15 protein-coding genes are annotated in these 16,381 nt (G+C 68.3%); 8 read left to right on the top strand and 7 right to left on the bottom strand.

All coding sequences use genetic code 11. The annotated features are described in order from the left end of the window. Nucleotide 1: 1 nt before the first annotated feature. The 7 genes from ACT53U_RS12555 (at nucleotide 2) to ACT53U_RS12525 (ending at nucleotide 7,255) form a co-directional block, all read left to right on the top strand. On the top strand, nucleotides 2-712 hold the full coding sequence (locus ACT53U_RS12555; RefSeq protein WP_476155551.1) for a FliH/SctL family protein: 711 nt from the start codon (nucleotides 2-4) through the stop codon (nucleotides 710-712). A 59-nt stretch (nucleotides 713-771) separates the two neighbouring features. Beyond that, nucleotides 772-1,071, top strand: coding sequence for a flagellar motor switch protein FliN (gene fliN / locus ACT53U_RS12550; RefSeq protein WP_476155741.1), 300 nt, complete (start codon nucleotides 772-774; stop codon nucleotides 1,069-1,071). Between the two features lie 10 nt (nucleotides 1,072-1,081). Next, entirely contained in the window at nucleotides 1,082-2,470 is a 1,389-nt protein-coding gene (gene flbD, locus ACT53U_RS12545) for a sigma-54-dependent transcriptional regulator FlbD (protein ID WP_476155549.1), read from the top strand. A gap of 286 nt (nucleotides 2,471-2,756) precedes the next feature. After that, complete coding sequence (locus ACT53U_RS12540; RefSeq protein ID WP_476155547.1) at nucleotides 2,757-3,302, top strand: hypothetical protein; 546 nt, start codon at nucleotides 2,757-2,759, stop codon at nucleotides 3,300-3,302. Between the two features lie 299 nt (nucleotides 3,303-3,601). After that, nucleotides 3,602-5,692 carry a flagellar biosynthesis protein FlhA gene (gene flhA, locus ACT53U_RS12535; RefSeq protein WP_476155740.1) on the top strand — a complete coding sequence of 697 codons (2,091 nt, stop codon included), beginning with the start codon at nucleotides 3,602-3,604 and terminating at the stop codon, nucleotides 5,690-5,692. Between the two features lie 163 nt (nucleotides 5,693-5,855). Further along, nucleotides 5,856-6,623, top strand: coding sequence for a MipA/OmpV family protein (locus ACT53U_RS12530; protein ID WP_476155546.1), 768 nt, complete (start codon nucleotides 5,856-5,858; stop codon nucleotides 6,621-6,623). A gap of 23 nt (nucleotides 6,624-6,646) precedes the next feature. Further along, entirely contained in the window at nucleotides 6,647-7,255 is a 609-nt protein-coding gene (locus ACT53U_RS12525) for a GNAT family N-acetyltransferase (protein ID WP_476155544.1), read from the top strand. Between the two features lie 106 nt (nucleotides 7,256-7,361). Here ACT53U_RS12525 and fliJ read toward each other — a convergent pair whose 3' ends face one another. Both fliJ and fliI read right to left on the bottom strand, forming a co-directional pair. Then, entirely contained in the window at nucleotides 7,362-7,775 is a 414-nt protein-coding gene (gene fliJ / locus ACT53U_RS12520) for a flagellar export protein FliJ (RefSeq protein WP_476137591.1), read from the bottom strand. A 68-nt stretch (nucleotides 7,776-7,843) separates the two neighbouring features. After that, nucleotides 7,844-9,157 carry a flagellar protein export ATPase FliI gene (fliI, locus tag ACT53U_RS12515; RefSeq protein ID WP_476155542.1) on the bottom strand — a complete coding sequence of 438 codons (1,314 nt, stop codon included), beginning with the start codon at nucleotides 9,155-9,157 and terminating at the stop codon, nucleotides 7,844-7,846. A 384-nt stretch (nucleotides 9,158-9,541) separates the two neighbouring features. On the opposite strand from fliI, the gene ctrA reads away from it, so the two are divergent. Next, complete coding sequence (gene ctrA, locus ACT53U_RS12510; protein WP_476155540.1) at nucleotides 9,542-10,246, top strand: response regulator transcription factor CtrA; 705 nt, start codon at nucleotides 9,542-9,544, stop codon at nucleotides 10,244-10,246. Nucleotides 10,247-10,453: 207 nt separating this feature from the next. Here the strand turns inward: ctrA and ACT53U_RS12505 are convergent, their stop codons facing one another. The 5 genes from ACT53U_RS12505 to ACT53U_RS12485 all read right to left on the bottom strand — a co-directional run bounded on the left by ACT53U_RS12505 (nucleotide 10,454) and on the right by ACT53U_RS12485 (nucleotide 16,274). Then, a complete protein-coding gene (locus tag ACT53U_RS12505) occupies nucleotides 10,454-11,401 on the bottom strand; it encodes a CheR family methyltransferase (protein WP_476155538.1) in 948 nt (315 codons plus the stop codon). After that, nucleotides 11,398-12,591 carry a protein-glutamate methylesterase/protein-glutamine glutaminase gene (locus ACT53U_RS12500; protein ID WP_476155536.1) on the bottom strand — a complete coding sequence of 398 codons (1,194 nt, stop codon included), beginning with the start codon at nucleotides 12,589-12,591 and terminating at the stop codon, nucleotides 11,398-11,400. Before ACT53U_RS12500 ends, ACT53U_RS12505 begins: the two co-directional genes overlap by 4 nt. 13 nt (nucleotides 12,592-12,604) lie before the next feature. Beyond that, on the bottom strand, nucleotides 12,605-12,970 hold the full coding sequence (locus tag ACT53U_RS12495; RefSeq protein ID WP_476155534.1) for a response regulator: 366 nt from the start codon (nucleotides 12,968-12,970) through the stop codon (nucleotides 12,605-12,607). 113 nt (nucleotides 12,971-13,083) lie between these two features. Next, nucleotides 13,084-13,551: a chemotaxis protein CheW gene (locus ACT53U_RS12490; RefSeq protein ID WP_476155532.1), complete on the bottom strand. Its 468-nt coding sequence runs from the start codon at nucleotides 13,549-13,551 to the stop codon at nucleotides 13,084-13,086. Next, nucleotides 13,548-16,274 carry a hybrid sensor histidine kinase/response regulator gene (locus ACT53U_RS12485; protein ID WP_476155530.1) on the bottom strand — a complete coding sequence of 909 codons (2,727 nt, stop codon included), beginning with the start codon at nucleotides 16,272-16,274 and terminating at the stop codon, nucleotides 13,548-13,550. The genes ACT53U_RS12490 and ACT53U_RS12485 overlap by 4 nt, the downstream gene beginning before the upstream one ends. Nucleotides 16,275-16,381 lie beyond the last annotated feature (107 nt).

Genomic DNA, 16,381 nt, shown 5'->3' with positions numbered 1-16,381 from the left:
CATGGCAGCACCCGCGCGTTTCCTCTTCGATACCGATTTCTCCAGGCCCGACCCCGCCGAGGCGGCCGCGCCGGTCGAGCCGCCGCGTCCGACCATCGATCTCGAACAGCACCTCGCCGAACTGGTGCAGGTGGAGGAACGCGCCCGTACCGAAGGCTACGCGGAGGGCCGCGAGGAGGGCTTCACCGCCGGCCGTCTCGACGCCGAGGCGCGTGCCGCCGAACGCCTCGCCGATGCCGCATCCCAGCTCGTCGGCACCGCCCGCTCCCTGCTCGCCGCCCTCGACGCCGACCGCGCGGCGATCGAGGAGGCCGCCGTCCGCCTCGCCGTCGCCGCCGCCGAGAAGCTCGCCGGCCGTCTGATCGAACGCGAGCCGATCGCCGAGATCCGTACCCTGCTCGCCGAATGTCTCGGACCGCTGCGCAAGGCGCCGCATCTCGTCGTCCGCCTCGACGCCCGCGACGCCAAGGCGCTCGAGGCCGAGGTCGGCAAGATCGCGCGGGAGACCGGCTTCGAAGGCCGCGTCGTCATCCTCGGCGAAGACGGCATGGCCCGCGGCGACTGCCGCATCGAATGGGCCGACGGTGGTATCTTGAGAGATCGCGACTCGCTCGCCGCCGAGATCGAGGCGACGATCGATCGCTGGATCGCGACCCGCAAGCCGACCGACGCCGAGGATGCGGCGGACGACCCGTGGAGGAACGCCCGATGAGCGACATCGACGACACCGTGGCCGACGACGAGACCCGTCCCGGTCTGACACTCGATGCGATGGACGCCGAAGGCCGCAAGAGCACGCTCGACGACGGCGTCGCCCAGCCGCGCACCGCCGGCGATCTCGAGGCGGTGTTCGACGTCCCCGTGAAGGTCGCCGCCGTGCTCGGTCAGGCGCGCATGCAGGTCGCCGACCTCCTGAAGCTCAATCAGGGCACCGTCCTCGAGCTCGACCGCAAGGTCGGCGAGGCGATCGACATCTACGTCAACGACCGGCTGGTGGCGCGCGGCGAGGTCGTTCTGGTCGACGATCGGCTGGGCGTGACCATGACCGAAATCATCAAGTCGGACAAATGAGGAGAACGGCATGAGGCTCCTCATCGTCGGAACGCTCGGCGGCCAGCTCGCGGTCGCCTCGCGCATCGCCATGGATCGCGGCGCCACCGTCGGCCACGCCGACACGATCGACGTCGCCCTGAAGACGCTGCGCGCCGGCAAGGGCGCCGACCTGCTGATGATCGACGTCGGCCTCGACGTCGGCGATCTGGTCAAGAAGCTCGAGATCGAGCTGATCCACGTGCCCGTGGTCGCCTGCGGCGTCGCCAACGACGCCCGCGCCGCGGTCGGCGCCATCCGCGCCGGTGCCAAGGAATACATTCCCCTGCCGCCCGACCCCGATCTGATCGCCGCCGTGCTGGCGGCCGTGGCGGAGGAAGGCGGCGACCTCGTGGTGCGCGACGAGCTGATGGCTCGCGTCGTCAAGCTCGCCGATCAGGTGGCCGCCTCCGACGCCTCGATCCTGATCACCGGCGAGAGCGGCACCGGCAAGGAAGTTCTCGCCCGTCACGTCCACCGCAAGTCCAACCGCTCGTCGAAGCCCTTCATCGCGGTGAACTGCGCCGCGATCCCCGAGGCCCTGCTCGAGAGCGAACTCTTCGGCCACGAGAAGGGCGCCTTCACCGGCGCCGTCGCCCGCCGCATCGGCAAGTTCGAGGAGGCCGACGGTGGCACGCTGCTGCTCGACGAGATCTCCGAGATGGACCTGCGCCTGCAGGCCAAGCTCCTGCGCGCCATCCAGGAACGCATCATCGACCGCGTCGGCGGCAACCGCCCCGTGCCGGTCGACATCCGCATCCTGGCGACCTCCAACCGCAACATGGCGGAGGAGGCCCGCGCCGGCCGTTTCCGCGAGGACCTGCTCTACCGCCTCAACGTCGTGAACCTGAAGATCCCGCCCCTCAGGGATCGCCCCGCCGACGTCCAGGCGCTCGCCGACCACTTCCTCGACCGCTACGCCAAGGCCAACGGCATGAAGCCGCGGCCACTCGACCCCGAAGCGCGGCGCGAACTCACCCGCTTCCGCTGGCCGGGCAACGTGCGCGAGCTCGAGAACTGCATGCATCGCGCCGTGCTGCTCGCCTCCGGCGACACCATCGACCTCGACGCCGTGCGCACCCCCGACGGCGTCCGCCTCGACGAGGCCCACGGTGAGGGCGCCGCACCCGCCCCGGCCCGCGATCCCGCCACCCGTGCCGTCGAGACCGCCGAGGCCGTCACCCGCGCGCTGGTCGGCCGCACCGTCGCCGACGTCGAGCGCGAGCTGATCCTCGAGACGCTGGGCTCGACGCTCGGCAACCGGACGCACGCCGCCAACATCCTCGGCATCTCGATCCGCACGCTGCGCAACAAGCTCAAGGAATACGGCGACGACGGTTTCGACATTCCGCCGCCGGGCGGCGGCGTCGAAGCCGCGTGACCGTCGATCGCCCTTCCACGACGCCTCCGCCCTTCGGGACGGGGGCGTTTTTTTCTCGAGGGCGTCGCGCCGATCGAGGGAACCGATCGCGGCGAACCGAGTTGAAGAGGGAGTACGCCGCGAAACGACGGCCGGTCGACGACCGGTTCGCTACGTGATCCCGCGAAGTTCGAGGCATCGAAATAGGCAGGGACGATCGTTTACCCTCCGTTAACCATAGTACCGGCAATATTTGCCCATCGGCGTTAACCGACGTCGATGGCCGTGCGCGAAGGGACCCCCACCGGTGACCGAGAGCTTCCAGATCCTCGCAACGCTGTTCGCGCTCCGCATCGCCCTGGCGATGACCCCGGACGCGCACGTGCGTGGAGACGGAGCGGAGGTGCGTGCGCGTCTCGCCGCTACGGGCGGCGTGCTCTGCGGCGAGATCCTGATGGCGGTCCCTGCCCTCGCGCTCGCCGATCTGGCGACGGCGCTGCCCGGAGCATTCGCCGCAGCCGTGCGCATCGCCGCCGGTCTCTGGCTCGCGGTCGCCTGCATCCGCACCCTGCACCGCGCCTGGCATCAGCCGACCCCGCACGCCGTGGCCACCCCCGCCGTGCCGTTCGGTTCCCTCTTCGCCAACACGTTGCTGCGCCGGATCGCCGATGCCGGCGCCTTCCTGCGCACGCTCGCGCTCTTCGTGGTGACCGGCGCCGGCGCCGTCGGCACGCTGGCGCCGATCGCCGTCGTCGCCGCCGGCGGACTGGTCTGGAGCCTGGTGGTGATCGCCGCCGCCCTGCCCGCGCAGCGCCCGCGCCTCGACCACCATTTCGTCGGCGGCCGCCGCTGAGACGGCGAGAGTTTCGACCCGGCACGGCGCCGCATCCTCCACACGATCGGGCGAATGCCGCGCGAGCCGCCCTCCGACGGCCCCGGCGGCGCGCGTCCTTCCCGAGCGCATCACGCCGTCGCGGCCTTGTCGCCGCACCCGGCGCGACCGCGATCTTAACCACCCGTTAACCATGGACCCGGCAAGAATTGCCGGGTAGTGCGCATCGGATTCCCGAGGCGCGACACCCGCGTGACGCAGACCCGGAAGGCGCGATGAGCGACCAGACCGTCGGAACCCCGGCCGCCGTCTCGAGCGGCATGCCCTTCGGCCTCCCCGGCCCGAGAGAGCTGCTCGCCCACGCCAAGCGCGGCGACATCGGCCTCGCCCTCGGCGTGATGACGATCCTCGTCGTGCTGATCGTGCCGCTGCCGGCGGTCGTGCTCGACGTCTTCCTCGCGGTCTCGATCACGCTGTCGGTGCTGATCCTGATGACATCGCTGTTCATCCAGGCACCGCTCGAATTCTCGTCCTTCCCGACGCTGCTGCTCATCGCCACGATGCTGCGGCTGTCGCTGAACCTCGCCTCGACCCGCCTGATCCTCGGCCACGGCCACGAAGGGACGTCGGCCGCCGGTCACGTCATCGAAGCCTTCGGCAACTTCGTGATGGGCGGCAACTTCGTCATCGGCATCATCGTCTTCGCGATCCTGCTGATCGTGAACTTCATCGTCATCACCAAGGGTTCGGGGCGCATCGCCGAAGTCGCCGCCCGCTTCACCCTCGACGCCATGCCCGGCAAGCAGATGGCGATCGACGCCGACCTCTCCGCCGGCCTGATCGACGAGAAGGAGGCCAAGGCCCGCCGCAAGGAACTGGAGGGCGAGAGCGCCTTCTTCGGCGCCATGGACGGTGCCTCCAAGTTCGTCCGCGGCGACGCCATCGCCGGCCTGCTGATCACCTTCATCAACGTCATCGGCGGCATCATCATCGGCGTCGCCCAGCAGGGCATCTCCTTCGCCGAGGCGAGCCACGCCTACACCACCCTGACGGTCGGCGACGGTCTCGTCACCCAGATCCCGGCGCTGATCGTCTCGACCGCCGCCGGCCTGCTCGTCTCCAAGGCGGGCGTCTCCGGCGCCGCCGACAAGGCGCTGCTCGGCCAGCTCTCCGGCTACCCGCGCGCCCTCGGCATGTCGTCCTTCGTGATGATCGTCATGGCCCTGCTGCCCGGCATGCCCACCCTGCCCTTCCTGGCGCTCGCCGGCGGCGCCGGCGCGCTCGCCATGGGCGCCGAGAAGAAGCGCGTCAGGGTCGCCGCCGAGGCCGCCGCCGAGAAGCTCGCCGAGACCGCCAAGACCGCCCCTCCGCGCGAGGAGCCGATCACCGACAGTCTCAAGATGGACGATCTCAAGATCGAGCTCGGCTACGCCCTGTTGTCGCTGATCAACGGCCCCGAGGGCTCGGACCGCCTCACCGACCAGATCAAGGCGCTGCGTCGCCAGATCGCCGGCGACATGGGCTTCGTCATGCCGCCCTGCCGGCTGCTCGACAACGTCCAGCTCCAGCCCAACGAATATGTCGTCCGCATCAAGGAGGTGGAGGCCGGCCGCGGCAGTGTCTTCCCCAACCTCTACATGGTCATGGACCCGGACGGCCATCAGATCGACCTGCCCGGCACCCACACCACCGAGCCGACCTTCGGCCTGCCCGCCACCTGGGTCGACCCCTCGCTCAAGGAGGAGGCGGCGATCCGCGGCCTGACCGTGGTCGATCCGGCGACCGTCCTGTCGACCCACCTGACCGAGATCCTCAAGGCCAACATCTCGGATCTCCTGTCCTACGCCGACGTCGCGAAACTCATCGCCGAACTGCCGAAGGAACAGCACAAGCTGGTCGACGACATCGTCCCCGGCTCGATCACCGTCTCCGGCATCCAGCGCGTGCTCCAGGGCCTGCTGTCGGAACGCATCTCGATCCGCGATCTCTCGACCATCCTCGAGGGCATCGCCGAGGCGGTGTCCTTCACCCGCACCATCCCGTCGATCACCGAGCACGTCCGCGCCCGCCTCGCCCGCCAGATCTCCGCCGCCAACCTGTCGCCGATGGGCTACCTGCCGATCCTGTCGCTGTCGCCGGCCTGGGAAGTGGCCTTCGCCGAGAGCCTCGTCGGCGACGGCGACCAGAAGTCGCTCGCCATGGCACCCTCCAAGCTCGGCGAGTTCGTCACCGCCGTGCGCGACGGCTTCGAACTGGCGGCCCGCCAGGGCGAACTGCCGGTGCTGCTGACCTCGCCCGGCATCCGCACCCACGTCCGCGCCATCGTCGACCGCTTCCGCCCCCACACCGTCGTCATGAGCCAGGCCGAGGTCCATCCCCGTGTCCGGCTGAAGACCGTCGGCTCGGTGTGATCGGCGGGGCGCAGTCCGGTCGCATATCGTCGCTTGGCGCGCAGGACAGCAATTTGGTCGATTGTGGCGAATGCGCACTCGACCACGCCGGGCGCATCGGCCAAACATGGGCCACGGATCGATTTGCAGCGCGGCCGACCGCCCGCGCGCACCAGAGGTGATCATGCGTCTTCTCGTCGGCTTCGCCGCCCTCGCCACGCTCGTCGCGAGCCCGGCCCTCGCCCAGTCCTTCCCCGGCCCGCAGGACGATCTCGTCTTCACCGTCGGCGGCGGCCTCGCCGCCCGGCCCGACTGGGACGGCTCGAAGAAGATGGTGCTGGCGCCGATGCCGATCTTCGGCCTGAAGTTCCTGCGCTCGCCCTTCACCGGCAAGCCGTCGTCCGACACCGGCTTCGGCATCGCGCCCTCGGCGCGCTGGCTGTCGAAGCGCTCCTTCGGCGGCGGTTCGCCCCTCGCCGGCCTGCCCGACGTCGCCGACACCTTCGAGGCCGGCGTGACGGTCGACTACACCGACACCGCGTTCCGCGCCTTCGCCACCGTCCGCCAGGGCTTCGGCGGCCACCGCGGCCAGATCGCCGAACTCGGCCTCGACGGCATTCTCCACCCGCTCGACCGCCTGAGCATCAGCGCCGGTCCGCGCGTCTCCTTCGCCTCGGCCGACTACATGCGCGCCTACTGGGGCGTCACCGCCGCCGCGGCCGCCTCCTCGGGCGTCGCCGCCTACGACCCCGGTTCGGGCTATCGCGGCGCCGGCCTCGGCGCGATCGCCACCTGGAAGATCGACGAGCGCTGGTTCGTCAAGGGCGAGGCGTCGTGGACCCGTCTCTCCGACGCCTATGCCCGCTCGCCGATCGCCCGGGCCGAAGGCTCGCGCGACCAGTTCTCCGTCGGCGTCGGCATCGGCTGGAAGTTCGGCGTCGACGCATGGTGAGCCCGGCCGCGCCCGGACCGACCATGAGCTTTCCCGCCGACGGCTACGGCACCGTGCCCGCCGGTTGGATGGTCGCCGCCGTCACCTGGCTGGAGATGACCGCGCCGCCGACCGCCCCCGCCGCGCCTCTGCCGGCAAACGTCGTGCTCGAGCCGATCGTCGGCGACACCGCCGGCGTCGCCCGCTACCGCGCCCTCTTCCGCGCCGTCGGCGAGGACTGGCTGTGGTTCGGTCGCGCCGCGATGGCGGATGTCGATCTCGCCGCCCTGCTCGACGACCCCGCCACCTGGTGCCGCGCCGTGGTGCGCGACGGCGTCGACGTCGGCCTCGTCGAACTCGACGCGAGCCGGGCCGGCGAGGTCGAACTCGCCTATTTCGGTCTGGTGCCGGCGGCGGTCGGCAGCGGCCTCGGCCGCGCCCTGATGGGCGAGGCGTTGGCGGAAGCGTGGTCGCGCGCGCCCGAGCGCGTCACCGTCCACACCTGCCACCTCGACCACCCCGGCGCCCTCGGCTTCTACGTCCGCTCCGGCTTCGTCGCGGTGAAGCGCGGCCTCGAGCTCGGCCCCGACCCGCGCCTGACCGGCGTCCTGCCCCGCACCGCCGCGCCGCAGATCCCGCTGATCGAACCGTGACGATCGGACGCTGAAACGAAAAAAGCCGCCCGGAGGCGGCCAGTCTTCGTCTCTCACGACGTTTTCCCGTGCGAAAGAGGACGGCGGGGCGCGCCGTCCGGGAAACTCAGCGCCCGAAGGCGTGACGGCGCGAGGCCATCTCGTCGAGGGCGTCCTGCTCGCGGGCGTCGCGCTCGGCGCGTTCGCGGGCGTGGTCGCGTTCCTCGATCAGCTCGATCTTCTTCAGGTCCTCGACGGCGATCGACAGTTCCTCGCGCGCCGCCTCGAGCTTCACCTCGAGATCGCCGACCGACACCTTCAGGTTCTCCCGGCGCGAGATCGCGGCCTTGGCGAAGGTCGGGTAGGCGAAATGGGCGATGTCGTGGATGCCGACGCGGTTCTGCTCGCTCACGATCTGATCGTCCAGATCGGAGATCATGCGCTGGAAATCGGCGATCATCATTTCGATCTGGGTCAGCTGGCGACGCTTCTCGTCGACCTGGAACCGCTTCAGACGAATGAGACTGTCTCGGGACTTCATACTCGATACTCCCCCGTAGTGAAGACGAGCCTAGCCACAGACGGTTGCCAAATCGTGAGTCTTTTCCGTCAGGAAGCGAGAATCGCGGCGAGACGATCATAACCCTCGTTCAGTCGCGTCGATTCGCCCTTACCCTGTTGCAAAAATGCCTCGAACGCCGGTTCGAGCTCGATCGCTCGATCGACTTCCGGGCTCGAACCCTTGCGATAGGCACCCAGCCGGATCAGCTCCTCCATGTCGGCGAAGGTTGCCATCAGCCGCTTGGCCTCGGTGATCAACGGCCGCCGCGCCTCCGGGATCGACCGCGGCATGGTGCGCGACACGCTCTTCAGCACGTTGATCGCCGGATAGCGTCCGCGCTCGGCGATCTGCCGTTCCATCACGATGTGGCCGTCGAGAATGCCGCGGACCGCGTCGGCGACCGGCTCGTTGTGGTTGTCGCCCTCGACCAGCACGGTGAAGAGCCCGGTGATCGAGCCCGACCCGACCTTGCCCGGCCCCGCCCGCTCGAGTAGACGCGGCAACTCGGTGAAGACCGTCGGCGTGTAGCCCTTGGAGGCCGGCGGCTCGCCGGCGGCGAGACCGATCTCGCGCTGGGCCATGGCGAAGCGGGTGACCGAATCCATCATGCACAGCACGTCGCGACCCTCGTCGCGGAAGTGCTCGGCGATGGTGAAGGTGAGATAGGCCGCCTGCCGCCGCATCAGCGCCGGCTCGTCCGAGGTCGCGACCACCACGACGGATCGGGCGAGACCGTCCTCGCCGAGGTCGTCCTCGATGAACTCCTGCACCTCGCGACCGCGCTCGCCGACGAGGCCGATCACCGCGACGTCGGTCGAGGTGTAGCGCGCCAGCATCGACAGCAGCACCGACTTGCCGACGCCCGAGCCGGCGAAGATGCCCATGCGCTGGCCGCGGCAGCAGGTGACGAAGGTGTTGAGCGCGCGCACGCCGAGATCGATCGGCTCGCCCACCCGCATCCGCTCGCCGGCGGGCGGCGGCGGTTCGCGCAGCATGCGGGTGAGGCCGCCCTGCGGCAGCGGCCCCTTGCCGTCGAGCGGCTCGCCGAGGGCGTTGACGACGCGGCCGAGCCAGCCGTCGGAGGGCCGGACCGCCCCGTCGGCCGAGGCGATCACCGCCCGGCACCCCATCCGCACGCCCTCGAGCGCGCCGAAGGGCATGCACAGCGCCCGTTCGCCCTGGAAACCGACCACCTCGGCCGGCACCACGCGACCCGACGTCGCCTCGATCGCCAGCCGCGATCCGACGCTCATTTCGTGAACCGGACCGGCCACTTCGATCATCAGACCGCGCACCGCGACGACCCGCCCGAAGGTGGTCGTGGCGGCGAGGTCGCCGATCTCGCGAATGAGGCCGTCCATGGTTACGAATCTCTTCGGAAAGAGGGGCCTTTCCCCACGTCAGTAACGCGTTGTTAACGTCCTTCGTCAAACATTATGAACGAGCGAGCGATGTGGGGTCGCGAGCGACGCTTTCCGGGCGGCCTCGGAAGGGTGATTCGGCAGAATCGGTTGTGCGTCTTTCTTAAAGTGACGCATTAACCTCTGAATCTACGGATTTCCCCTTTCGATTCAGGAGCCTGGCGAGTTTTTTGGCTGAGGTCGAACTCGACTCTTGCCGTGGCGAATCACATTCTGTTAACCATTGCTCGGTAGGTTACCGAGTCGGAAATGACGGGGTGTTTCGCGAGCGGTCGGTCGGGGGGCCACGCGCCGAACCCGCCTTGGGCGACAAAGGGGATTGGCATGCGCGTACTGCTCATCGAAGACGACAGCGCCACCGCGCAGAGCATCGAGCTGATGCTCAAGTCGGAAAATTTCAACGTCTACACGACGGATCTGGGCGAAGAGGGCATCGACCTCGGCAAGCTCTACGATTACGACATCATTCTTCTGGATCTGAACCTGCCCGACATGTCGGGTTACGAGGTTCTCCGGACGCTGCGCGTGTCGAAGGTCAAGACGCCGATCCTTATCCTCTCCGGTCTCGCCGGCATCGAGGACAAGGTGCGCGGCCTCGGCTTCGGCGCCGACGACTACATGACCAAGCCGTTCCACAAGGACGAGCTCGTCGCCCGTATCCATGCCATCGTCCGTCGTTCGAAGGGCCACGCCCAGTCGGTCATCACCACCGGTGACCTCGTGGTGAACCTCGACACCAAGACGGTCGAAGTGAACGCCCAGCGCGTCCACCTGACCGGCAAGGAATACCAGATGCTCGAGCTGCTCTCGCTGCGCAAGGGCACCACGCTGACCAAGGAGATGTTCCTCAATCATCTCTACGGCGGCATGGACGAGCCGGAACTGAAGATCATCGACGTCTTCATCTGCAAGCTGCGCAAGAAGCTCGCCTCGGCGACCGGCGGCAAGAACTACATCGAGACCGTATGGGGTCGCGGCTACGTGCTGCGCGAGCCCGACGAGAACGACGTCTACCAGGACATCGCCTGAGATCGCGGACCGCCGGCTTTCCCCATCCCCTTTGGCCGGCCCCCACCGACGATCGATCCGAAACCCCGCCGCAAGGCGGGGTTTTCGTTTGCGACGAGGGTCGAGGCCCCTCCCCGGTACCGGCCACCGGCACGCCCGTCGGCACCACGAAACGAAAGAGGCGCGCCGTCACCGGCGCGCCTCTCGCGAACGTCATGGGATCTCGCCTCAGCGCGGCGTGCCGAAGAGCGGCCGTGTCGTCGGCTTGAACGTCGAGGAACTCGCGGTCGGCGCGCTCGTCGTGCCGAAACCGCCGCCACCGGCCGCGAGCCGCGGTTGAGCCGGAGCGGTCGCCGCGCCCTTGGCCGCCGCCGGCTGATAGAGGCCGCGGCGATCGGACATCGGCTTGTAGGCGTCCGTCAGGCCGACCACGGTCTCGGCCGCGCCGAGAACCAGGAAGCCGTCGGGCGTCAGCATCTTCGCCATCCGCTCCAGAATGTCGATCTTCGTCGGGTTGTCGAAGTAGATCAGCACGTTGCGGCAGAAAATGATGTCGAACTGGCCGAGCGCGGAGAAATTCTCGAGCAGGTTCAGCTTGCGGTACTGCACCATCGAACGCAGATTCGAGGAGATCTGCCAGGTGTCGCCGATCTGCGTGAAATACTTCAGCAGCTGATTGATCGGCAGGCCGCGCTGGACCTCGAACTGGGTGTAGATGCCGGCCTTGGCCTTCTCCAGCACGTCGTTGGAGAGGTCGGTGCCGATGATCTCGATGCGCCAGCCCGCGAGCTTCGCCTCGGCCTCCTTGAGGCACATGGCGAGCGAATACGGCTCTTGGCCGGTCGAGGCCGCGGCGCACCAGATCCGGAGCTTGCGGTCGCGCGCCCGAGCCTCGAGCATGCGCGGCAGCATCGTGTCGTTGAAGTGATCGAACGGCGTCTTGTCGCGGAAGAAGAACGACTCGTTGGTCGTCATCGCTTCCACCACGGTCGCCGCGAGCGTCGTCTGACCGGGTTCGCGGATCTTGGCGATCAGCGCCGAGAGCGTACCGAGCCCCGCCTTGCGGGCGACCGGCAGCAGCCGGCTCTCGATCAGATACTGCTTCTCGTTGGTCAGCACGAGGCCGGACTGCTGCTTGAGGAAGTTCCTCAGCCAATCGAACTCCTGCGGGCTCATCTGCGTCCTCCCAGCAGTCGAACGATTTTTTGGCCGATCTGGTCGAGCGGCAGGATCTCCGCCGCCGCGCCGGCTTGCGCGACCGCGCCGGGCATGCCCCAGACGACGCTGGATTCCTCGTCCTGGGCGATCACCGAGCCGCCGGCGTTGGCGATACGGGTCGAACCCGCCGCGCCGTCGTGGCCCATGCCGGTCAGGACGCAGGCGAGGATCGACGGTCCGTAGATCGCGACCGCGCTGTCGAACAGCGGATCGACGGCGGGCTTGCAGAAGTTGACCGGCGGCAGGTCGTTGAGCAGCACGCAGGTGTCGGCGCCCTGCTTGCCCACCACCATGTGCCGCCCGCCGGGCGCCACGTAGATGCGGCCGGGCATCAGCGGCTCGCCGTGCACACCCTCGGCAGCACGACGGCCCGAGGCCTTGGTCAGGTGCTCGGCGAGGATCGCGGTGAAGGTCGCCGGCATGTGCTGGGTGATCAGCACCGGCACGTTGGCGATCGCCGGACCGATCTCGGCGAAGAGCTTGGTCAGCGCCTGCGGGCCACCGGTCGACGAACCGACCAGCAGAACCTTGGGCATCACCGACGAGTAGGCCCGGGTGGTCGGCGTCGCGGCCGGCCGGCCGAGCGCGGAGGTCAGCGGCCGGGCCGCCGCGGGCGCGGGCGCCGCGCCGCGGGCGAGGCTCGGTGCCGGCGCGGCGGACGGTGCCGACTGGATCCGGCCGGCCCGCGCCAGGGCGCGCTGTCCGAGCGTCTTGATCTTCTGGATCACCTCGACGCGGAAGTCGGACGAGGTGGTGACGCCGGAATTCGACTCGGGCTTCGGCACGTAGTCGGCGGCACCGAGCGACAGGCACTTGAGCGAGATCTCGGCATTGCGACGCGTCAGCGTCGAGGCCATCACCACCACGAGGCCGGGCTTGGCCTTCAGGAGCAGCGGCAGAGCCGTGATGCCGTCCATTTCGGGCATCTCGACGTCGAGCACGACGACGTCGGGGTTGGAGCGGGCGACGTCCTCGACCGCCAGTTTTCCGTTGCGATGGCTCGCCACCACGGCCAGCGCCGGGTCCTCGTCGATCCATCGACCGATGAGTCCACGCACGACGACGGAGTCGTCGACAATCATGACGCGTACCGGATCAGTCACCATCGTTCGCGGCTGCATGGCAGCCGCCCCTCCCGTCGCCAACATGTCGGCCTCCCGCTCAGATCAGGCCGACCTCGGCGAATTTCGCTTCGACGATCTCGCGATCGAAGGGCTTCATGATGTATTCGTCGGCCCCCGCACGCATCGCCTTGGCGATATGGGCGACGTCGTTCTCGGTGGTGCAGAATACCACCTTCGGCTTCTCGCCGCCGGGTTCGCGACGGAGCTGGGCGAGGAACTCGAGCCCGTCCATCACCGGCATGTTCCAATCGAGCAGAATGGCGCTCGGCATTTCCTTGCGACAGACGTCGAGCGCCTGCGCACCGTCCTCCGCCTCGGTGATCTCGAACGCGAGATCCTCGAGGATGCGGCGCGCCACCTTGCGGATCACACTGGAATCGTCGACGACCAGACAGTTCTTCATTGCCGTATTCTCCCCGGCGACCCCGTGTCCGTCGCCCGCTTGCGGCGTTCGGCCCGGGGGGCCGCGCCCGTTTCCCTTCAGACCGGGTCCCGCCGCGGTCGCGCGGCGGCACCTCAGGCCGCCAGCGCCTCGCTCATGCCGCCGAGCACGCGGTCGACGTCCAGGATCACCATCAACTGCCCGGACAGGCGATGGACGCCGCCCGAGATCGCCGCCCAGCGGCTGTCGAGGTTGACCGGATTGGGCTCGCGACCGTCGGTCGGCAGGTCGAGGACCTCGCCGACGTTGTCGATCAGCAGGCCGTAGCTCTCGCCCTTGTGCTCGATGCCGACGGCCATCGCCTGGCCGCCGTCGGCGCGCGGCGGCAGATGCAGCCGCCGACGCATGTCGATCGCGGTCACGATGCGACCGCGCAGGTTCAGGACGCCGGCGATCTCCGGCCGCGACAGCGGCACGCGGGTGATCGATTCCGGCATGAAGACGTCGTGGACGCGCTCGATCGGCAGCCCGAAGAGCTGCCCGCCGATCACCACCGTGACGTACTGGATGCTTTCGCCGTGCGTGTTGACGTCGTCGGTCATGCCGCCATTCCCATGTCGTGGTGGTTCGTGACTTCCTTCAGCGCCGCGATCAGACCGGGCCGGTCGAACTTGGCGATGTAGTCGTCGAAGCCGGCCTGACGGCCGCGCTCGATCGAGGCGGGCGTGCAGACGCTCGACAGCGCCAGGATCGGCATGTCGCGCAGGCGCGGATGACGCCTGACCGCTTCGGCGAACTCGAAGCCGTTCATCTCCGGCATCTCGATGTCGGAGACGACGACGTCGAAGCGACGGCCGTCCTCGAGCATCGCCAGAGCCTCGACCGCCGAGGCACAGACCGTGACGCGGTAGCCGGCGGCCTTGAGCACCGGGCCGAGCAGGTTGCGGAAGAACGGCGCGTCGTCGACGAAGAGCAGCGAGCGGGTGAGCGCTTCGACGGCGATCTCCTTGCGACGGAACCAGTCCTCGAAGGCCTGCGGCAGGAAGTGGCCGATGTCGACCACCTCGGTCGCCTTGCCCTTGACGACGGCCGAACCGAGAACGCCGGGACGTTCCGAGCCGACCTCGATGTCGAGACGGTCCTCGACGATGTCGATGATCTCGTCGACCACCAGGCCCATGGAGCGGCCGGCGTCGGAGAAGACCAGCATCGGCAGCGAGCCTTCGCTCTTGCGCTGGGCATATTCGTCGAAATAGACGAGCGGCATCAGCGAACCGCGGTACTGCACCAGATCGCGACCGTTGGAGCGCTCGACCTTGTCGACCGAGAACTCTTCGAGGCGGGTGACGAGCGACAGCGGAACCGCCTTCGGCTCGGCGGAGCCGGCGCGGAAGAGCAGGAGCGAAACCATGGTGGCCTCGTCGCGGGCGCGTTCTTCCTCGTGTTCGGCCATGCCGTCGAGATCGGTCGCCTGAGACGGGCCGATCGCCTGGGCGATGCCGTTCGGGTCGACGATCATGATGACGGAGCCGTCGCCGAGGATGGTGTTGCCGGAGAACATCGTGATGTGACGCAGCATGGTCGACATCGGCTTGACGACGATTTCCTCGGTGTGGAACACCGCGTCGACCACCACGCCGAAGGTCTGCGGACCGACCTGCATCACCACGATGAAGCCGTCCTCCTCGCTGACCGGCTCGGTCGCCTCGCCCGAGAGCGAGGTGATGTCGAGCAGACGCGAGAGATGCACCAGCGGCAGCAGCTTGTTGCGCAGGCGGAGCACCGGCGTGTCGCGGATGCGTTCGATGCGGTGCTCGGAGTTCTGCTGCGCACGCACCAGCTCGACCACCGACAGCTGCGGGATCGCGAAACGGTCGCCGGCGCTCTCGACGATCAGCGTCGAGACGATGGCGAGCGTCAGCGGGATCTTGATGGTGAAGGTCGTGCCCTTGCCGGCCGCCGACTTCAGATCGACCGTGCCGCCGATCGCGTCGATGTTGGTCTTGACCACGTCCATGCCGACGCCGCGGCCCGACACGTTGGTGACCTTGGCCGCCGTCGAGAAGCCGGGGGCGAAGACATACTTGTAGATCTGCGCTTCCGACATCTTCTCGAGTTCGAACTCGGAGGCGAGGCCGTTGTCGACGATCTTCTGCTTGATCTTGTCCATGTCGAGACCGCGACCGTCGTCGGAGATCTCGATGATGATGTGGCCGCCCTCGTGGTAGGCGGAGAGGCGGATCGTGCCCTTCTCCGGCTTGCCGTTCGCGCGACGGATGTCGGGCGTCTCGAGGCCGTGGTCGGCCGAGTTGCGCACCATGTGGGTGAGCGGATCCTTGATCAGCTCCAGGACCTGACGGTCGAGTTCGGTCTCCTGACCGATCATCTCCAGCTCGATCTGCTTGGAGAGTTCGTTCGACAGGTCGCGCACGATGCGCGGCAGCTTCTGCCAGGCGTTGCCGATCGGCTGCATGCGCGTCTTCATGACGCCTTCCTGCAGCTCGGCGGTGACGTTGGACAGGCGCTGCAGCGGCACCTTGAATTCGCTGTCCTCGTGACGACGGACGATCTCGAGCAACTGGTTGCGGGTCAGCACCAGCTCGGAGACCATGGTCATGAGGTGTTCGAGCGTGTCGACCGCGACGCGGATCGACTGCGAGGAGACGCCGCCGGCCTTGGCCTCGCCGTCTTCCTTGTGCTCCTTCGGTTCCTTCGCCTCGCGGGCCGGAGCGCGGTTGCGGGCCGGCGCGGCTTCCGCCTTGATCGGCTCGGGCGCAGGCGCCGGCGCGGGCTCTTCGACGGCGGCGACCGGCTCGTCGTAGGTCGCTTCGCGGAAGGCCTTCTCGAGATCGTCGAGCGACACTTCGCCCGGGCGCAGCTGGCGCTCCAGGACCTGATAGACCAGCGCACCCTCGGTGTGCTTGGGCGGCTCGGCCACCGCGGCCGGCTTGCCGGCTTCCGACATCTGCTCGAGCTGCGAGATCAGATCACGGTCGTCGCCGACCGGCTCCTGCTCGGTGGTCTCGAGATCGGCGACGAGCTGCTTGATCCGGTCGATCGAGCGCAGCACCAGCGTCACGGCGTCGCCGGTCACCGGCACGCCGTCGCGGAACTTGCCCATCAGCGTCTCGGCGGCGTGAGCGATCGCTTCGAGCCGCGGCAGCCCCAGGAACCCGCACGTGCCCTTGATGGTGTGCACGAGCCGGAAGATGTTGCCGAGGATCTTTTCGTTGTTGGGATCTTGCTCGAACTTGACCAGCTCGACGTCCACGACGTCCAGGCTCTCGTTCGTCTCGGTGAGAAATTCGCGAAGCAGATCGTCCATGGCCCCTACCTTGTGCAATCGTCGACGGGGACGTCGTGAGGGGGCTCCCCCCGGCACTCAGGGCAGTATCGAGACAAAGCGTTAAGAGAGGATTTCCGGAAAACTTC

This window comes from Pinisolibacter sp. DMC19, from assembly GCF_056313985.1.
Note: the sequence above shows the minus strand (reverse complement) of the source record. Positions and strands in the feature narration are given on the sequence as shown.